The organism is Microcoleus sp. MON1_C5, assembly GCF_036701875.1.
In the GTDB taxonomy this organism is placed as follows: Bacteria; Cyanobacteriota; Cyanobacteriia; order Cyanobacteriales; family Microcoleaceae; genus Microcoleus.
In genome coordinates, this window is the sequence record NZ_JAUBRN010000009.1 from 102,669 (window position 1) to 118,355 (window position 15,687).

Consider the following 15,687-nt stretch of genomic DNA (forward strand, 5'->3'; position numbering starts at 1 on the left):
CTTAAACGTGCATTTTTGCCGATGACAAAACAGGATCGATAGGAGGTTTAGAGCGATCCCTTCTCAGTATCTGATAGCTGGTAAAAGTATAGTCGTTTATGACCTGGCATGGGAGGCATTAAGTCCCTCCCCTTTCACTTTTACTTTGAGCGGATTGACCCGCCTCGGCTGAACTACGCAGCTCTCTATCCCATCGCTAAACGCATTTGGGATTGCTTTTCTGAGGATATTATAAGAAGCATTAACATCAGAGTTAATTGATTGACCGACCGATGTCTTGTACAAACCTCTCTTGATTCGCTTACCGCTAAATGTGACATCATCAGCGCCAGTATGCCCGTACACAGGAATCAGGTCTAGATTCAGGAAATTCGACCTAGATGTGTAAGATTCTTCTTGCACGATTACCTTCATCCCAACCAATCGAGCTTTATATTCTATCATTTGAATCAGTCGAGCATGAGGAATACCGACGAAATTTTGGTTGGTTTGCTTCCCTAAATCAATCTCGGTTTTCCATTGTGCATTCTTGCCAATTACTAGCGTCCCAATTTGTTTGGCGACCAAGATACCGATGATTAGCCGACTGGCGTGATGCAAGTAATTATCGACTTTTTGGTTGCGACAGCGAGTTAAGCGCTGAATGCGGGGTGAACTCTTGCGACTTCCTTTTAACTGAGATTGTAAGTGTGAAGAGCGTTTGTTGTAGAACTGGTTAATCGATTTTAATGGTCGCCCGTTAATCAACAGAGGGATGAAACCCGGCTGATTTGAAGTTAACGCCACTAAATTATTCAGTCCTAAATCAATACTAGCTGCCCAAATATCGTTACTCACGGTGGACTCCGGTTCATCATAAATTACCTCAATTACATACGAATCACATTTAGGAACCAGCCTAACTTGGCAAATTCGAGCGGGATTTACTTTGGTCTTTATCAAAATTTCCGTACCCGAAAGCTTGATAATTCCTTTTTTCAATTGCTTGCTGCTAATTGCCTGAATCGTATAGATAAGAATATTACGACCCTTGGCTTTATCCTTATACTTCGGCAATTTTGGGCGACCAGTGAATTGAGAGGAATCAATTTTGTAAGCTTTGACTGCTTCAAAAAACGATTTCCAATTTTTGTCCAATACCATCAAGATTTGTTGACTAACCTTGGCGGGCATTGCCTTGTATGCTTGATGAGATTTCATCAAACGGTTCATCTCGTTGTAGTTGATGTAACCCCATCCATAAGTAAAACTCTGACGAATGACGTAGTTAGCGGCATTGTAGAGATTCTTGGATTTAAAGGCTAATTCATCAATCTGGGCGAAACGATGTCCCGTAGATTTAATGATGTGCCTCTCTGCTAGTTGCATTTAAGGTTTCCATTTTTTAAGTCATGTGTTTTTTACTCGACTACTCTGATAGTATGATACTACTATTGTTGATTGATGCTTACAAACTTAATGAAGTTTCACAATACTATTCTTGAGCTATTTGATATCAGTGCCATCAGTATTGGTTTTTGGCGATCGATCTGGCTAATCGGCAATTAAACTTTCAAAAATCACAAATAATTGGCCGTTAGTTAAAAACTCACGGCCAATTATTTTGAGGACTTATATCCCATCTGGTTAGATCGCAAGGATACCGAGCCCGCGAGCATCATCGCCATATCTTAAGCTCGCACTGCACTCGGAAAATTCTTCCGATGCCAGAGGAAACGATTTTCACCAAAAGCTATGAAGAAAAAGGGTTTCGGACACCTAGCGTGTAAGTCCTATATTTTTTTTGAGGCATAGCGCCTAAGTATAAATGCTGCGGCTGTGGTTGTATTAGGCTAGTTCGCCCCCTTCGTCGCTGCCGCCCGGAGATGATTTGTAGAGAGCATCTAATTGTTCGCGGGCGTCTTGGACAGTCAGCGAACGCATCACTAACAGTGGCTCATTGACTATGTTTCCCTGTTCGTCTAAAAGTTCTGGATGCGGTACAGATTGAGAGCCAGGATAGGATGGGTGGCGATTATTTGCCATGAATTGTTGAGGACGCTGAGACTCCATACCAACGGTGACTAGACTGCGGATTAAGTTACCGACTGCCAGAAAGGCAAGAACGGTAAAAGCTAAAATATAAAGCAGGTGCAACATTATCTTCTCCTCCGGGCTAAACAGCCACACAGCAATTTACAAAAGTGTTTCAGCAAGTAATAACTTATTAACTGGAAATCTGTTTGAGGTTGTCAAGTGGGCCGCCACATTTCCCAAGGTTGGGGATTTGACTGCAAATTTAACTTGAACTCGCTTTCTTATTTTCCAGGGGGAGCTGACTGCAATGAGCGAAAGCGTGCCGATACTTGCCAGCATTCGGCGAGCAGTCTGTGCCACGGCATCAGTGCTGTGGTTTCAATCCCAACTTGACCTCCGGTTGCTTGAAATAGACCTTTAGCTGCGCCTACTTCTTGCTGAGCCTGTTTGACTCGCGCCAGCAAGTCAGATTGCTCCTCGTCGCTGAGAAACGGCATTTCCTCAGTTTCTAAGAGGTTTGCCGATCGGTCGAACCAGTAATTGAAATCCTCTAACAGCGGTTCCAGTAACGCTTTGAGCAATTCTGGCTCGGGCAAATTGGAATTAAGCATGGATCAAAATTGGGTTATTTATCTATTATAGTCTTAGGCGGTCTTTACAAATTGTAACATATTTTTAACAAAAATTCAATAATTTAATAACAATTAGTCGGTGGATGTGAATAGATTTAACTGTGCCAGCAGCGATGTTTGAGTCAAAATCCCCAAATTCTGCCAAATTAGTTCGCGAGCTAACGGGTGGTTAAAAAACGGGTTTTTTCATAGCAAGACGCGTTACAGCCCACCAAAATAGTAAAAAATCCGGTTTCTGAGAGTCGGAGTGCGGGAGGCACTAAACGTCGCAACCATCAGGGCCGTTGTTGTAATTTCCCGGAGTGTCCCCCAGCCGGAAGTCGGCGCTTACTGTCCCAATCTTAGTAAGATAGAAGCAACTGCAACTAAATTAATTGTTAATTCAGCCGATGTCTAGCTCACAATCCATGTCCCCTCCAGAAGAGTCCGTTAAGATTGAGTTGCCCCGCACGAGTGAGTCGGAGGCACTAAAAAAAATTCGCCACACCACCTCCCACGTTATGGCGATGGCGGTGCAGAAGTTATTTCCCAAGGCGCAAGTAACGATCGGCCCTTGGATTGAAAACGGTTTCTATTATGACTTTGACACTCCCGAACCTTTTACGGAACAGGATTTAAAAGCCATTAAAAAAGAGATGATCAAAATCATCAACCGTAAATTGCCTGTAATTCGGGAAGAAGTCAGCCGCGAGGAAGCGGAACGCAGAATTAAGGAGATTAACGAACCTTACAAATTAGAAATTTTAGAAGGTTTGATCGAACCGATTACTCTTTACCATGTGGGCGAGGAATGGTGGGATTTGTGCGCCGGGCCTCACTTAGAAAATACCAGTGAGTTGAATCCAAAGGCGATCGAGCTAGAAAGCCTAGCAGGCGCTTACTGGCGCGGCGACGAAACCAAAGCTCAGTTACAGCGGATTTACGGCACTGCTTGGGAAACTCCCGAACAGCTAGCAGCATACAAACACCGCAAAGAAGAAGCATTAAGACGCGATCACCGCAAATTAGGTAAAGAATTAGGCTTATTTATTTTTGCCGATGCGGTGGGCCCTGGTTTGCCTTTGTGGACGCCGAAAGGCACTGTTTTGAGAAGTATTTTAGAAGATTACTTGAAACAAGAACAAATCAAGCGCGGCTATTTGCAAGTAGTGACTCCGCACATCGCCAGAGTCGATTTGTTCAAAATTTCCGGCCACTGGCAGAAATACAAAGAAGATATGTTTCCGCTGATGGCGGAGGATGAGGAAGCGGCAGCAAACGAACAGGGTTTTGTCATGAAACCCATGAACTGCCCTTTTCACATTCAAATTTACAAAAGCGAATTGCGTTCCTATCGAGAATTGCCGATGCGGTTGGCGGAATTCGGCACAGTTTACCGCTACGAACAATCGGGAGAATTGGGCGGTTTAACGCGGGTGCGCGGCTTTACGGTGGATGATTCCCACTTATTTGTCACGCCGGAACAATTGGATGCTGAATTCTTGAATGTGGTGGATTTGATTCTGTCAGTATTCAAGAGTCTCCAACTGAAAAACTTTAAAGCGCGTTTGAGTTTCCGCGATCCGAACAATTTAGAGAAATACATCGGTTCAGATGAAGCTTGGGAAAAGGCTCAAGGTGCGATCCGCCGCGCGGTGGAAACTTTGGGCATGAATTATTTTGAGGGAGTTGGGGAGGCGGCTTTTTACGGGCCGAAACTCGATTTCATTTTCCAAGATGTCTTGGATAGAGAATGGCAATTAGGAACTGTGCAGGTAGATTACAACTTGCCAGAACGTTTTGATTTGGAATACGTTGCTGAAGACGGCACTCGCAAGCGTCCGGTGATGATTCACCGCGCTCCTTTCGGTTCTTTGGAACGTTTGATCGGGATTTTGATCGAGCAGTATGCGGGGGATTTTCCGCTGTGGTTAGCGCCGATTCAGGTGCGGTTGTTGCCTGTCAGCGCGGAGTTTTTGCCGTTTGCGAAGGAAGTGGCGGCGAAGATGAAGGCGCTCAATATTCGCGCTGAAGCTGATGAGGATAGCGAGCGTTTGGGCAAGTTGATTCGCAATGCTGAGAAGGATAAAATTCCGGTGATGGGCGTTGTGGGTGCGAAGGAAGTTGAGGCGAATAGTTTGAATATTCGGACTCGGGCTTCTGGGGAGTTGGGGGCGATTTCGGTTGATGAAGTGATTGGGAGGTTGCAGGCTGCTATTAGCAGTTACGGCGATTTTTAAGCGATTTTAATCGCAGATTTTAGAACGGGCGAGACGCCCGTTCCACGATTCACTTAATGGGCGTCTCTCCCTTCCACGATTCACTTAACGGGCGAGACGCCCGTTCCACAATTAATACAAATGATAAGCGGTTGTGCATTTAATTTTCACAATCTTCTCCGTTGCCTTTGCGTGCAGGTGATGCTGAACCAATTGTAGATTTACCAGTGTTATTAAATGGGGTTTACGATCGCCCCGCCAAGGACTTTAGAATAGATTATATCGCCGTATCAGTTCCCTCGCTGTCCGAAACTTAAGCTGCTGGGGCGGATGTTTTGTTGGAGGAGAGGGGATTGATCGGATGAGAGAGGGAGGTTTAAGTGCGATCGCCCGCATATAAATTGCTGAGATATAATTAGATGGCGTAGAGTGGCAATAAAAAGTAATGGCAGATATTCAAATCAGCGTCGAAGGACAAGATGCAGTTGCTGCTACAGAGGAACTGTTTGCGATTTCTGGCTTGTCGGGAAATTGGGAAACAACCGGGGATGGTGAGAAAGAGGGAACTTTAATAATCATCCGCTTACAAGCCAGAGACAATTCCAGAAGTAGGAGAACTAGATGAGCTACAAATCTTTCTAGGATAAAAAAACAATCTGGGTGTGGACAGCAGTAAATTACTTTAGACCAGGTATTCTAGGATGGGTATTAGGAGACCGAGCGTCCTAAAACGTTTGAACCTTTGTGGGATGTAGTTAGTAGATGGGGATGCTATTTTTATGTGACGGATGGCCCGAAAGTTTATGCAATGTTTATTCCAGATGGAAACCAAATTATGTGCCCAACTTACATGACTTGCTGTTGAAGGTGAAAACACAAGATTAAGACACTATCTGGCTCGCTTAAAACGAAAGACTTTTTGTTATTCTGGCAGCCGAACAAATGCTCATATCTTAAATTAAACTACTTATTCATTATCTCACGTTTAATGATGTTCGCCTTCCCTATTCAATTAATTATTTCTATCGAGCATTACTCACCGCACGCGATTGCTAAACCATACCCCAATTCAGCAACGCCGGGATTGGTTTGTGTGGACAGTGTAGGGTACTGGGTTCTACGGCTGATGCGTTACAAATTGTTGCGAAATGATGCCGTAATGCAGTAAAGAGTGAGATAGTTGGTAGTGGTGCATTATCATGTTAAACTAATAAAATAATATCAATACTCCTGAGTATATATGAGTATCACTTGTTTAAGATGTCCTGCGGGAAAAATTATTAAATACGCTCATACTTATGGTAAACAAGTGGTAAACAAGGATATAAATGTCAAGAATGTGGGCGACGGTATTTTGTCCATGAGTATAATTTATCGTTAAGGCGAGTTCCGTGACCTGCAATTACTATACACTACTACCCAATTACTATGTACGACAAAAATAATCCAAATAAGCTCATGCCAGATCCAACAAGTGAAGGGAAGACTCACTTTATCTCACCACGGTTACTAAAGTTATTAAGTTACCAGACCCCTATAAGACAATTCTTTACCCAAGCGACCTATATGAGTCGCCGAACTGAGCCGGGAAGTATTGATTTTACTATCGGTGATGCCCATGAAATACCACCTCCAGGGTTTGTAGAAGCCTTACAGCGTTGGAGTGTACCGCAAAATCAAGGGTGGTATGGCTACAAGGGAAATATTCCACAATCACGGATCACTGTATCCGCTGCTCTTCAGGATAAACGCGGACTTTCTATATTGCCTGAAGATATTTTTATGACCAATGGTACTGTAGTTGGTTTGGCGATTTGTCTGCAAATGTTAGCTGGTGAGGGAGATGAGGTAATTATTTTGACTCCACCCTGGTTAGGTTATAGGAGTATGGTGCATTTTACCGGTGCGGTTCCGGTGGGTGTGCCTGTGGATACAAACACCTTTGATATGGATTTGCAGGCGATCGCATCTGCAATTACAGAACGGACTCGAGCAATCATTATCAATTCACCCCACAACCCTACAGGTAAGCTTTTTTCAGCTAGTACCCTGGAGGGTTTGAGTGGTATACTTAACGAGGCTTCTAAGCACTATGGCAAGCCTATTTATATTATTTCCGATGAAACCTTCAGCCGCATTGTTTTCGACAACCAAACTTGTCCCAGCCCTACTCAGTTTTACCCATTTTCTTTCTTAGTATATGGTTATAGTAAGACTTTAATGGCACCCGGTCAACGTATAGGGTATATTGCTTTACCTCCCACTATGCCTAATCGGGAAGAAATAAGACGAATCATTGCTTTCCTACAACAAACTCCTTTTGGTTGGTGTTATCCTAGTGTGCTCATGCAGTATGCATTAGGAGACTTAGAGCAACTAAACATAAATATCGAGCATTTACAAAACAAGCGAGATGGGATGGTAAAGGCACTGCGAGATATGGGTTACACCATGTATAACCCTGATGGGACGTTCTTCCTCTTGGTGCAATCACCTTGGGATGATGACCTTGCTTTTGCCGAGTTATTAGCAAGTGAAGATATATTTGTTTTACCAGGAACTCCCCAGGAAATACCCGGTTACTTCCGAATTTCCCTTACTGCCAACGAAGAAATGATTTCGCGTTCTCTACCCAAATTCCAAGCTGCGATGGAATACGCTGTTGCTAACCCACTTGCTTCCCCCTCTTCTGTCACTAAGCGGCAGAGTATAATAGAACAAAATCTCTCAAACCAAAGCTAGGTCTATGGTTAACCCTCGCCAAGCTAATTCAACCTTGAAATTGATTGATGAGTATTGTCGCTATTACAGAAATCTGTTTTCAGAAGTCAGAAGCTTCAAAGCTTTTACAAACCTTCATGCTGGTATAATTTCTGATATGGCGTTGCTGAATTGGGGTATGGTTTAGCGATCGCGTGCGGTGAGTAATGCTCGATAGAAATAATTAATTGAATAGGGAAGGCGAACATCATTAAACGTGAGAGAATAAATAAGTAGTTTAATTGAAGATATGAGCATTTGTTCGGCTGCCAGAATAACAAAAAGTCTTTCGTTTTAAGCGAGCCAGATAGTGTCTTAATCTTGTGTTTTCACCTTCAACCGCAAACCATGTAAGTTGGGCACATAATTTGGTTTCTCTCTGGAATAAACATTGCATAAACTTTCGGGCCATCCGTCACATAAAAATAGCATCCCCATCTACTAACTACATTCCACACAGGTTCAAAGTTTTAGGACGCTCGGTCTCCTAATACCCATCCTAGAATACCTGGTCTAAAGTAATCTACTGCTGTCCACACCCAGATTGTGTTTTTTTTATCCGACAAAGGTTTGTAGCTCATCTAGTTCTCCTACTTCTGGAATTGTCTCTAGATCGTAAGCGGATGGTAGCAGCTTTCCAACTTGCTTGAGCAAATTAATTATTGTCGTGTGAAGCAGGTCTTTGACTCTCTTGCTCGCACGAAAACCCATCCCATTGACATATATCTTTAGGTATTCATATTTAACTTCTTGCGCGTAACCCTGGTGGGTTTGATAGCAATCTCTAAAGGGCCTGCCACAGTCAACACAAATATAATTTTGCTTGCCTTTCTTGGGCGCATTTTTATTAACATGAGTTGACTTATCTTCAGGAAATTTTATTGGCTTTGACTTTCAGTTAATTGGTTTTTGTGAATCGCTCACTCGCTCTATCGTACCTCAATTCAACAACGCCAGGAAAAGATTGGCAATGTTCAAGGGAAAGCTGCTACTTGGCACCAACTAGCAGGAATTTATGCGGATCAAGGGGAAGTAGCAAAGGCGATCGCACTTTATGAAGAATCTCTCGAACTTACGCGAAAGATTGACGATGTTCAAGGGAAAGCTGCTACTTTGCACCAACTAGCAGGAATTTATGCGGATCAAGGGGAAGTAGCCAAGGCGATCGCACTTTATGAAGAATCTCTCGAACTTAAGGAAAAGATTGGCGATGTTCGAGGAAAAGCTGCTAGTTTCGCAATGTTAGGACAGTTGTTAGCAGATAAGAAGAGAGATTTTGACAAAGCTTTGAATTATTTACAGCAATCTTTGGACATTTTGCAGCATTTGCGATCGCCAGACGGGGAAACAGTGAGGAAAATTATTGCTGCGGTTCAGCAGATGGCTGGAAATTGATGGTGAATTTGCAGTTTATACAATATTAAGCGCCTAACCGCTTTTTCAAAGCATCCAAAAAATGAACAGACCAATATTCAAGAAATCGGCTTTTCAGAGGTTTGATGAATTTATCCCAAGGATTGAGATCAACAATATAATTACCAATTTTGATACCAATCGGCTCTAAATGTTTGCCTTCTATTTCCTGGCTCAATAAAGGCAATTTTCTATTACTTAGCTGTTGTATGAGCCAAAGTACATCGCTGTTTTTTTGTTGTTCTGGACTTTTGTTGATATCATTGATAGAACCAGCAATATCATCTCCATCGAAAGAAATTATGACCGTCAAATTAAACAGAGAACTATTAGCAATAAAGCATTGAGTTTGTTCTCTGGTTGGTAGCACTCCTAAGCCGAATTTGTCTAACAGTTTTGCTAGCGCTCGCACTGGAATAGCGCTCTCTGTATTACTGATATCAGGAGCAATTAATAACGAGGGCTGGTCTTTAATTGAAGGTCTGTCAATGCCCAGATTTTCGATTAACCTTTGAATCCGTTCGTAGTCAGCGCGATCGCAGAATTTATTCACAATATGTGGATACCGATTGTCGCTTAAAAATTCTAAAAGAGCAATATACTTGCATCCCAGACTGTGACCTACCCAAAAATAACTTGAGGCTTCTTGATAAATTTCGCTTTCATAGCCTAATCTTTGAGCAATCTCGGTCAGTTCTGTTCTCAGTATCTCCTGCTCTTTTAATAACCCAATAGCTATCGGCCAGTGACGAAAAGTAAATCGAAATGGCAAAGCAACTACGGTATAACCTTCTTCAAACAACTGCTGTAAAAAATATCGATAAAACAAAGTGGGCAAACTACCAAAAAAAGTTCCACCAATAAATTGAACAACACCTTTGGGCTGCGGATGAACAGCCACCCAACTAAAAGAAACAGGCTGAAATTTAAATGAGTTCGACATTTGAATAAGGCTCAGTGAGTGTATAAGTAGGCTTAATTAAACGTAATCAAACGTAAGGTGGGCATTGCCCACCCTACAGTTACTTACCATTTAACAGTTCTAGCCGCGAGACATTCTGACAGGAATATCGAATTTATCCATCACTGTATTTAGCTCTTTCAAATTGACATCAGTGGCATCGAGTTGGGCCAGCAGTTGCACTAGCAGTTGAGCTTTTTCTGAATTGTCTGTTTCCAAACTAGCTATGTCCAAATTACCGTTGCGTAGCTCTTCCAAAATTGGGGCAACAATTGGTAAATCGATGAGAATTGGTTTACCTGGTTCAGGCGTAATCTCGTTCAAGCCTTTTCCACTGGCGATCGCTAAAGTGTAATTAATTTGATCGAAGTCCGGTGAAGTTCGAGTTTCTGATGGGAAATCGTTTGGCAAGAAAGTACCCCGAATTTCGGGATTCACTAACACCTTGACTGGTTTCTTGCTTTGGGGTACAGGCTTTGGAAAGATCGAGCGCGCTGGCACAAATAGCGAGACATAGCCGCGCACTTCCAACAAACCTGGAGTCAGAGTTTTTGGCAGAATGGGCAACAATTGAACAGATGCAGTTTTGTGAGCGGGTATTGTGAAAAATGCGCGATATACCTTCGGTTTCCCTGGCTGCTGAGTCAGAGGGACCTCGATGTTACTGCCTTCAACGTCAACAACTAAGACAGCGTTGTTGAGCAAGATTTTATTAGGATCTGCCGGTACGGGTAAGCTGATGGTAAACTCAATCCGATATCGCAAGTCGATCGCTTCGAGATTGGAGATGGTGAGAAAGTATCCCTGAACGATTCGACGAGCCACTGGGATGAGTTGTGGAGGGATGCCCATCACAGGGGCGATCGGTGCGGTGAGGATTTCAAAGGTGGAAACTTCCATGTTTGTGTCCGAGTAATTTAACTTTTAGCTTGGGTTATTTAGCCGGAAAATTTTGTTTCTGTTTTTCCGTGGCTATATCTATGAATAACTGCCGGTCGCGGTTGGTTAACAGTCGCTTTTTCTGGTGACACTCATTTGAGTTAACTCAAATGAGTGTCGCTTGATTGTGCGTCTTGACAATTTAAAAATTTTTGTTAAAGCGCTGAGGAACACGGCTCGGGAATTTAATTTATCCTCGTGTATGTGAAGATGAAAAGAAAATATCGAATTGATTATCAGGGCGATCGCACATTAATCTGTTGGTATAATCCCCCTTTAATGGGTCCGGCGCGATCGAAAAGCTCAAAACACCTACACAAAACGTTACATATTTGTTACCATCGGGACGAGCCTATCCTCGGCAGCCTCTCTATTAACCTTCTAAACTAACCACTATGAGTCAACCTCCCTCAGCAATTCCCGCCTCCGAAGAGTCCGCCGAAACCCAGACAGCGCCGACAAACAATGCACCTCCACCTAGTTATGTCAAACTGGCGATGCGGAACATGGTTCGCAAGCGGGCGACTTCTCTGTTTCATTTTGCTTTGACAGCGGCGGGACTTTTAGGCGTACTCGTCGGTTTGGCTTTTCTCGATCGCTATTTCAATTCTTAATAGGGGATTCCAACAATCAGCCTCTAATTTCTGCTGATGTTTTTGATCTTTCTTAATCGGGAGTTAAGCTGATTGTTCTGCCTGCCTGTTGCAATCTCTAACAGATTACTGTATCTTTCCAGCAACAGCAAAATCCCCTGCCGTTCGATCGCGCAATTGGAATTTGTAAAAAAATTGAATATATCCCTTGACAGGAGAGCAAAAAAATGTTAATTGAGGTGAACGTCGAAGACTGTTACGGGTTCGCCCAGCAGTCAGCCGACGCTTCCAACCTCCCTGAGAGTGCAGCCAGCGGGGAGATTTCAGCCGAAACCTGGGAAAATTGGTTTAGCGTTTGGCTGGAAAACCAGGAGGCAGATGTGCCAGTGGCCCCGGGCTACGAAGTCAGTCTGCGTTTAACCGCCGATCCAGAGATGCAAGCCCTCAACCTACAGTACCGCCAGCTCGATCGATCGACCGATGTACTAGCTTTCGCAGCTTTAGAGGTAGACTGTCCTCAGTTAGAGGAAATGCAGTCATCTGAACCCCTATACTTGGGTGATATCGTCATCTCGATCGATACAGCTAACCGACAAGCCCAGCAGCAAGGACATCCCCTGAAGACCGAACTAGCTTGGCTCGCAGCCCACGGTTTTCTGCATCTTTTGGGCTGGGATCACCCAGATGAAGAAAGTCTGACTCAAATGCTCGATCGACAAGAAAAATTGCTGCAGGCGATCGGTCTTACGATCCAAACAGCATAACTGAAGTTGATGGTTATTTAACAAATCAGGTCAAGCCCAACATAACTTTCTGAAATTAAACCAAAACTTTAGTAAAAACTTAGAAAAGTTATCTAGACTTGATCAAGTTAATTTGAAAAGTTTAGCTTTCATTCATCTCTGTAAATTAAAGTTGGTTCTTTATGACACTAGATAGACCCTCAATTTCATCACCAATCGCACAGTTTCTGCCCATGCCTCAAGACTCTTCTAGCCAGACAGTCCACGAGCCTAAAAAAGCCTTGAAATACAATCGAGAGCTGTCCTGGAAAATCGCATCTAGCTTAGCTACGAGTTTTAGATACGCTTGGGGGGGTCTGAGTTATGCTTTTGAAACTCAGCGCAATTTTCGGATTCACACTGTTATTGGCACTTTGGCGATCGGACTCGGGCTATTTTTGCAACTCAAACCTGTAGAAATATCTGTGATCGGCGTCACCATTGGCATAGTTTTAGCCATGGAACTGTTGAATACGGCGATCGAATCGGTGGTAGACTTGACAGTCGGGCAATCTTACCACGAACTAGCCAAAATTGCCAAAGACTGCGGTGCGGGAGCGGTTCTGGTATCGGCAATGGCTGCGATCATAGTCGGTGCTGCACTTCTGCTGCCTCCTTTGTGGGCAGTCGTTCAAATTGCGATCGCCCGTCAGTAACTTATTGGGCGATCGCAAATTTTAGGTTTTAGATGACCAATTTGAGATTTTTAGTTTTATTCGTCTATATTGCAGCTATTTTTATCTTCGGCATCTATCTAAAATCTTGAAACCCTTGCTTTCAGGCAGCGAGTCAATCTAAAATCTAAAATCTAAAACCTAAAATCTAACTTAACCCGTGATTATAGTCATCGATAACTACGACAGCTTTACATACAATTTGGTACAGTATCTAGGAGAACTCGGTGCTGAGTTGCCCGTAGCAAGCGAAGTGCAAGTCTACCGCAACGACCAAATTTCTTTAGCAGAAATTCGCCAATTGCAGCCTGCAGCAGTGGTGATTTCTCCAGGCCCGGGGCGGCCGGAAGATGCGGGAATTTCTCTGGAATTAATCAAAGAATTGGGCCCGACTTTACCAATTTTAGGCGTGTGCCTCGGACATCAAAGTATCGGTCAAGTATTCGGCGGCAAAATAGTTTCTGCGCCCGTGTTGATGCACGGCAAAACTTCTCAGGTAGAACACGCAGGAGTCGGAGTTTTTCAGGACGTGGAATCGCCGATGATTGCAACTCGCTATCACAGTTTGGTAATTGAAAAGCAGAGTTGTCCAGAAGTGTTAGAAATTACGGCTTGGGTTGAAGACGGAACTATTATGGGTGTGCGGCACCGGGAATATCCGCACATTGAAGGTGTACAATTTCACCCGGAAAGTATTTTGACGACTTCGGGAAAGCAATTATTGCGAAATTTCTTGGCGCGGCTTTAGTTGGGTGGTGAATTGTGAGTTTTTGTGTGCATCTTTCGGGTGCGGAATCCACACCGGAGTGTTCAAATTATCTAGATTTTTAGAGTGGGCATTGCGAACTTTACGGTAAAACTAGGGTGCACATTTTCGCATCTCAACGGCCCACAAAAGGACACAAGCCCCCGAAAATCGTCGCGGTGAACCCCAAATTTTAGACGAAAGTTCCATATCCCAGATTCATCTGTGGAGTAAATCTAAAATCTAAAATCTAAAATCTAAAATCGACTGACGGTGTTTTGTGGTATAACAACAAACGACCAACACCCGACAACCGCAACCACAAGATGAAACGGCGACAATTAATACGTTACGCACAGACGGGTTTGCTAGCAGCTTTCTTCACTGGTTTGCCATCTGGATGGGAAAGCTATCAAGCTCAAACTGCTGATTCTTTGTCGGTTCAGTGGTTGGGCCACACTTGCTTCTTGTTCTCCGGAGGCGGTGCGAGGGTGCTGGTGAATCCTTTTCGCCCCCTGGGCTGTACCGCAGGCTATCGCTCTCCTAAAGTGCCAACAGATTTGATTCTGATTAGCAGTCGGTTGCTCGATGAAGGGGCGATCGACGGATTTGCCGGCAATCCCAGCCTTTTGTACGAACCAGGGGCTTACAGGTCTAACGGGCTGCGGATTCAAGGGATTCGGACGGAAAAAGACCGTGAGGGAGGAAGGCGATTTGGGGTCAATGTGGCTTGGCTGTGGCAGCAAGCGGGCGTTAAGATTTTACACTTGGGCGGAGTTGCTGGCCCGATCGGCATTGAAGAGCAAATCTTGATCGGGCGGCCCGATGTAGTGCTGATTCCCGTGGGCGGCGGGGCGAAAGCTTACACTCCGGCGGAAGCGAAGCAAACTTTGCAACTTCTCAAACCGAAGATGGTGATTCCGACACATTTCAAAACCCAAGCCGCCGATGCTGCTGCGTGCGATTTAGTGCCGCTAGATGAATTCTTGGCCCTGATGGATGGTACGCCGGTGCGCCGATTGAATAATGACACGATTTCGATCAAATCTGCTGACTTACCCCAAACTGGTTCGGTGATTGAGGTTTTGAGTTACCGATTTAGCGGTTGATGCCCGATTTCTCAGCTTGCGTTATAGTAAGGAAGTTTTGTTCGATCGGGGATGCAAGAGAAATTTCTCTCTACCTTAGCCTCTGGCAACCTTGCTTTTTGTCGAGATTTGGCTAACATAACAATTCATGTTCACTGTTTTATCTCCTAAGGAAATGCAAGCGCAATGAAAAATCAAAATTTACCTAGCTGGATGAAACAACTGACAGGTTTCGCAGGAGTAATCGGCGCTAGCGCGTTGATTGGTTTCCCGGCTTGGGCTCACATCACCTCCAACACCAATGTTGCTAATGCAACTCAAACTTCACAAGTTGCAGGAAAAGTGAAAACCGCTGCATCACCGGCACCAACTGGCGCTACACAGGCACCAACTCGCACTTCACCGCCACCAACTGGCGCTTCACCGGCACCAACTTCCGCTGCTAAGGATATTGTTGCTATTGCATCGGGCGACCCTCAATTCAAGACGCTGACAAAGGCTTTGGGAGCAGCAGACTTGGTTGCAACTTTACAAAGAAAAGGCCCTTTCACTGTTTTTGCACCGACAGACGCGGCATTTGCTGCTTTGCCAGAAGGAACTGTGGAGAATTTGCTCAAACCGGAAAACAAAGCCCAACTTACTAAGATTTTAGCTTACCACGTTGTTCCTGGTTCGGTTGTATCTACTAGCCTGAAATCCGGCGATGTTAAAAGTGTTGAAGGCAGCTCGCTGAAGGTGGCAGTTAGCACAGGCAAAGTTACTGTCGGCGGCGCTAATGTTGTGAAAGCTGATATCAAAGCTAGCAACGGCGTTATTCACGTAATTGACAAGGTGCTGATGCCCCCTGATGCGAAGTAAGACTAGCGGTTTTTGCATCAATTGATGT

16 protein-coding genes and 2 pseudogenes are annotated in these 15,687 nt (G+C 44.1%); 12 read left to right on the forward strand and 6 right to left on the reverse strand.

Translation table 11 applies throughout. The features are described from left to right. Positions 1-96: 96 nt before the first annotated feature. The 3 genes from QUA71_RS06765 to QUA71_RS06775 form a co-directional block, all read right to left on the reverse strand. Positions 97-1,368: a transposase gene (locus QUA71_RS06765; RefSeq protein ID WP_333283518.1), complete on the reverse strand. Its 1,272-nt coding sequence runs from the start codon at positions 1,366-1,368 to the stop codon at positions 97-99. Between the two features lie 459 nt (positions 1,369-1,827). Then, positions 1,828-2,139, reverse strand: coding sequence for a DUF2973 domain-containing protein (locus tag QUA71_RS06770; protein ID WP_190662628.1), 312 nt, complete (start codon positions 2,137-2,139; stop codon positions 1,828-1,830). 158 nt (positions 2,140-2,297) lie between these two features. Further along, positions 2,298-2,627, reverse strand: coding sequence for a DUF2605 domain-containing protein (locus QUA71_RS06775; RefSeq protein ID WP_190662629.1), 330 nt, complete (start codon positions 2,625-2,627; stop codon positions 2,298-2,300). 410 nt (positions 2,628-3,037) lie between these two features. Here QUA71_RS06775 and thrS point away from each other — a divergent pair, with 410 nt between their 5' ends. The 5 genes and pseudogenes from thrS (at position 3,038) to QUA71_RS06800 (ending at position 7,588) form a co-directional block, all read left to right on the forward strand. Further along, positions 3,038-4,867, forward strand: coding sequence for a threonine--tRNA ligase (thrS, locus tag QUA71_RS06780; protein WP_333283522.1), 1,830 nt, complete (start codon positions 3,038-3,040; stop codon positions 4,865-4,867). Between the two features lie 167 nt (positions 4,868-5,034). Next, entirely contained in the window at positions 5,035-5,163 is a 129-nt protein-coding gene (locus QUA71_RS06785; protein WP_333283612.1) for a DUF4058 family protein, read from the forward strand. A 128-nt stretch (positions 5,164-5,291) separates the two neighbouring features. After that, on the forward strand, positions 5,292-5,471 hold the full coding sequence (locus QUA71_RS06790) for a hypothetical protein (RefSeq protein WP_333283524.1): 180 nt from the start codon (positions 5,292-5,294) through the stop codon (positions 5,469-5,471). Further along, positions 5,431-5,902: pseudogene (locus QUA71_RS06795) on the forward strand (IS1 family transposase); the annotation flags it as partial. The gene QUA71_RS06790 and the pseudogene QUA71_RS06795, both read left to right, overlap by 41 nt. 402 nt (positions 5,903-6,304) lie before the next feature. Beyond that, a complete protein-coding gene (locus tag QUA71_RS06800) occupies positions 6,305-7,588 on the forward strand; it encodes an aminotransferase class I/II-fold pyridoxal phosphate-dependent enzyme (RefSeq protein WP_138921012.1) in 1,284 nt (427 codons plus the stop codon). 162 nt (positions 7,589-7,750) lie between these two features. On the opposite strand, the pseudogene QUA71_RS06805 reads toward QUA71_RS06800, so the two are convergent. After that, a pseudogene (locus QUA71_RS06805) lies at positions 7,751-8,488 on the reverse strand (IS1 family transposase). An 81-nt stretch (positions 8,489-8,569) separates the two neighbouring features. Here QUA71_RS06805 and QUA71_RS06810 point away from each other — a divergent pair. Further along, on the forward strand, positions 8,570-9,001 hold the full coding sequence (locus QUA71_RS06810; protein ID WP_333283614.1) for a tetratricopeptide repeat protein: 432 nt from the start codon (positions 8,570-8,572) through the stop codon (positions 8,999-9,001). A gap of 25 nt (positions 9,002-9,026) precedes the next feature. Here the strand turns inward: QUA71_RS06810 and QUA71_RS06815 are convergent, their stop codons facing one another. Together QUA71_RS06815 and QUA71_RS06820 are read right to left on the reverse strand one after the other, a co-directional pair. Then, positions 9,027-9,962: a DUF1350 family protein gene (locus QUA71_RS06815; protein WP_333283526.1), complete on the reverse strand. Its 936-nt coding sequence runs from the start codon at positions 9,960-9,962 to the stop codon at positions 9,027-9,029. A gap of 99 nt (positions 9,963-10,061) precedes the next feature. Next, positions 10,062-10,880 (reverse strand): hypothetical protein, encoded by an 819-nt coding sequence (locus QUA71_RS06820; protein ID WP_333283528.1) that lies wholly within the window; start codon positions 10,878-10,880, stop codon positions 10,062-10,064. A gap of 434 nt (positions 10,881-11,314) precedes the next feature. Between QUA71_RS06820 and QUA71_RS06825 the strand changes: the two genes are divergently transcribed. The 6 genes from QUA71_RS06825 to QUA71_RS06850 all read left to right on the forward strand — a co-directional run bounded on the left by QUA71_RS06825 (position 11,315) and on the right by QUA71_RS06850 (position 15,659). Next, positions 11,315-11,533, forward strand: a complete 219-nt coding sequence (locus tag QUA71_RS06825) for a DUF3285 domain-containing protein (protein ID WP_333283530.1) — start codon at positions 11,315-11,317, stop codon at positions 11,531-11,533. Between the two features lie 206 nt (positions 11,534-11,739). Next, complete coding sequence (gene ybeY, locus QUA71_RS06830) at positions 11,740-12,276, forward strand: rRNA maturation RNase YbeY (RefSeq protein WP_333283532.1); 537 nt, start codon at positions 11,740-11,742, stop codon at positions 12,274-12,276. 161 nt (positions 12,277-12,437) lie between these two features. Continuing rightward, entirely contained in the window at positions 12,438-12,950 is a 513-nt protein-coding gene (locus QUA71_RS06835) for a diacylglycerol kinase family protein (protein ID WP_190737467.1), read from the forward strand. A gap of 178 nt (positions 12,951-13,128) precedes the next feature. After that, the gene (locus QUA71_RS06840) at positions 13,129-13,716 is read left to right on the forward strand and encodes an aminodeoxychorismate/anthranilate synthase component II (RefSeq protein ID WP_333283535.1); all 588 of its coding nucleotides are present in this window, start codon (positions 13,129-13,131) and stop codon (positions 13,714-13,716) included. A 323-nt stretch (positions 13,717-14,039) separates the two neighbouring features. Then, on the forward strand, positions 14,040-14,822 hold the full coding sequence (locus QUA71_RS06845) for an MBL fold metallo-hydrolase (protein ID WP_333283537.1): 783 nt from the start codon (positions 14,040-14,042) through the stop codon (positions 14,820-14,822). Between the two features lie 165 nt (positions 14,823-14,987). Then, positions 14,988-15,659, forward strand: coding sequence for a fasciclin domain-containing protein (locus QUA71_RS06850; protein ID WP_333283539.1), 672 nt, complete (start codon positions 14,988-14,990; stop codon positions 15,657-15,659). Positions 15,660-15,687: the final 28 nt, after the last annotated feature.

Coding starts and splice junctions, on each gene's coding strand:
- QUA71_RS06765 (WP_333283518.1), bottom strand. CDS start 1,368: ATGCAACTAGCAGAGAGGCACATCATTAAATCTACGGGACATCGTTTC.
- QUA71_RS06770 (WP_190662628.1), bottom strand. CDS start 2,139: ATGTTGCACCTGCTTTATATTTTAGCTTTTACCGTTCTTGCCTTTCTG.
- QUA71_RS06775 (WP_190662629.1), bottom strand. CDS start 2,627: ATGCTTAATTCCAATTTGCCCGAGCCAGAATTGCTCAAAGCGTTACTG.
- thrS (WP_333283522.1), top strand. CDS start 3,038: ATGTCTAGCTCACAATCCATGTCCCCTCCAGAAGAGTCCGTTAAGATT.
- QUA71_RS06790 (WP_333283524.1), top strand. CDS start 5,292: ATGGCAGATATTCAAATCAGCGTCGAAGGACAAGATGCAGTTGCTGCT.
- QUA71_RS06800 (WP_138921012.1), top strand. CDS start 6,305: ATGCCAGATCCAACAAGTGAAGGGAAGACTCACTTTATCTCACCACGG.
- QUA71_RS06815 (WP_333283526.1), bottom strand. CDS start 9,962: ATGTCGAACTCATTTAAATTTCAGCCTGTTTCTTTTAGTTGGGTGGCT.
- QUA71_RS06820 (WP_333283528.1), bottom strand. CDS start 10,880: ATGGAAGTTTCCACCTTTGAAATCCTCACCGCACCGATCGCCCCTGTG.
- QUA71_RS06825 (WP_333283530.1), top strand. CDS start 11,315: ATGAGTCAACCTCCCTCAGCAATTCCCGCCTCCGAAGAGTCCGCCGAA.
- ybeY (WP_333283532.1), top strand. CDS start 11,740: ATGTTAATTGAGGTGAACGTCGAAGACTGTTACGGGTTCGCCCAGCAG.
- QUA71_RS06835 (WP_190737467.1), top strand. CDS start 12,438: ATGACACTAGATAGACCCTCAATTTCATCACCAATCGCACAGTTTCTG.
- QUA71_RS06845 (WP_333283537.1), top strand. CDS start 14,040: ATGAAACGGCGACAATTAATACGTTACGCACAGACGGGTTTGCTAGCA.
- QUA71_RS06850 (WP_333283539.1), top strand. CDS start 14,988: ATGAAAAATCAAAATTTACCTAGCTGGATGAAACAACTGACAGGTTTC.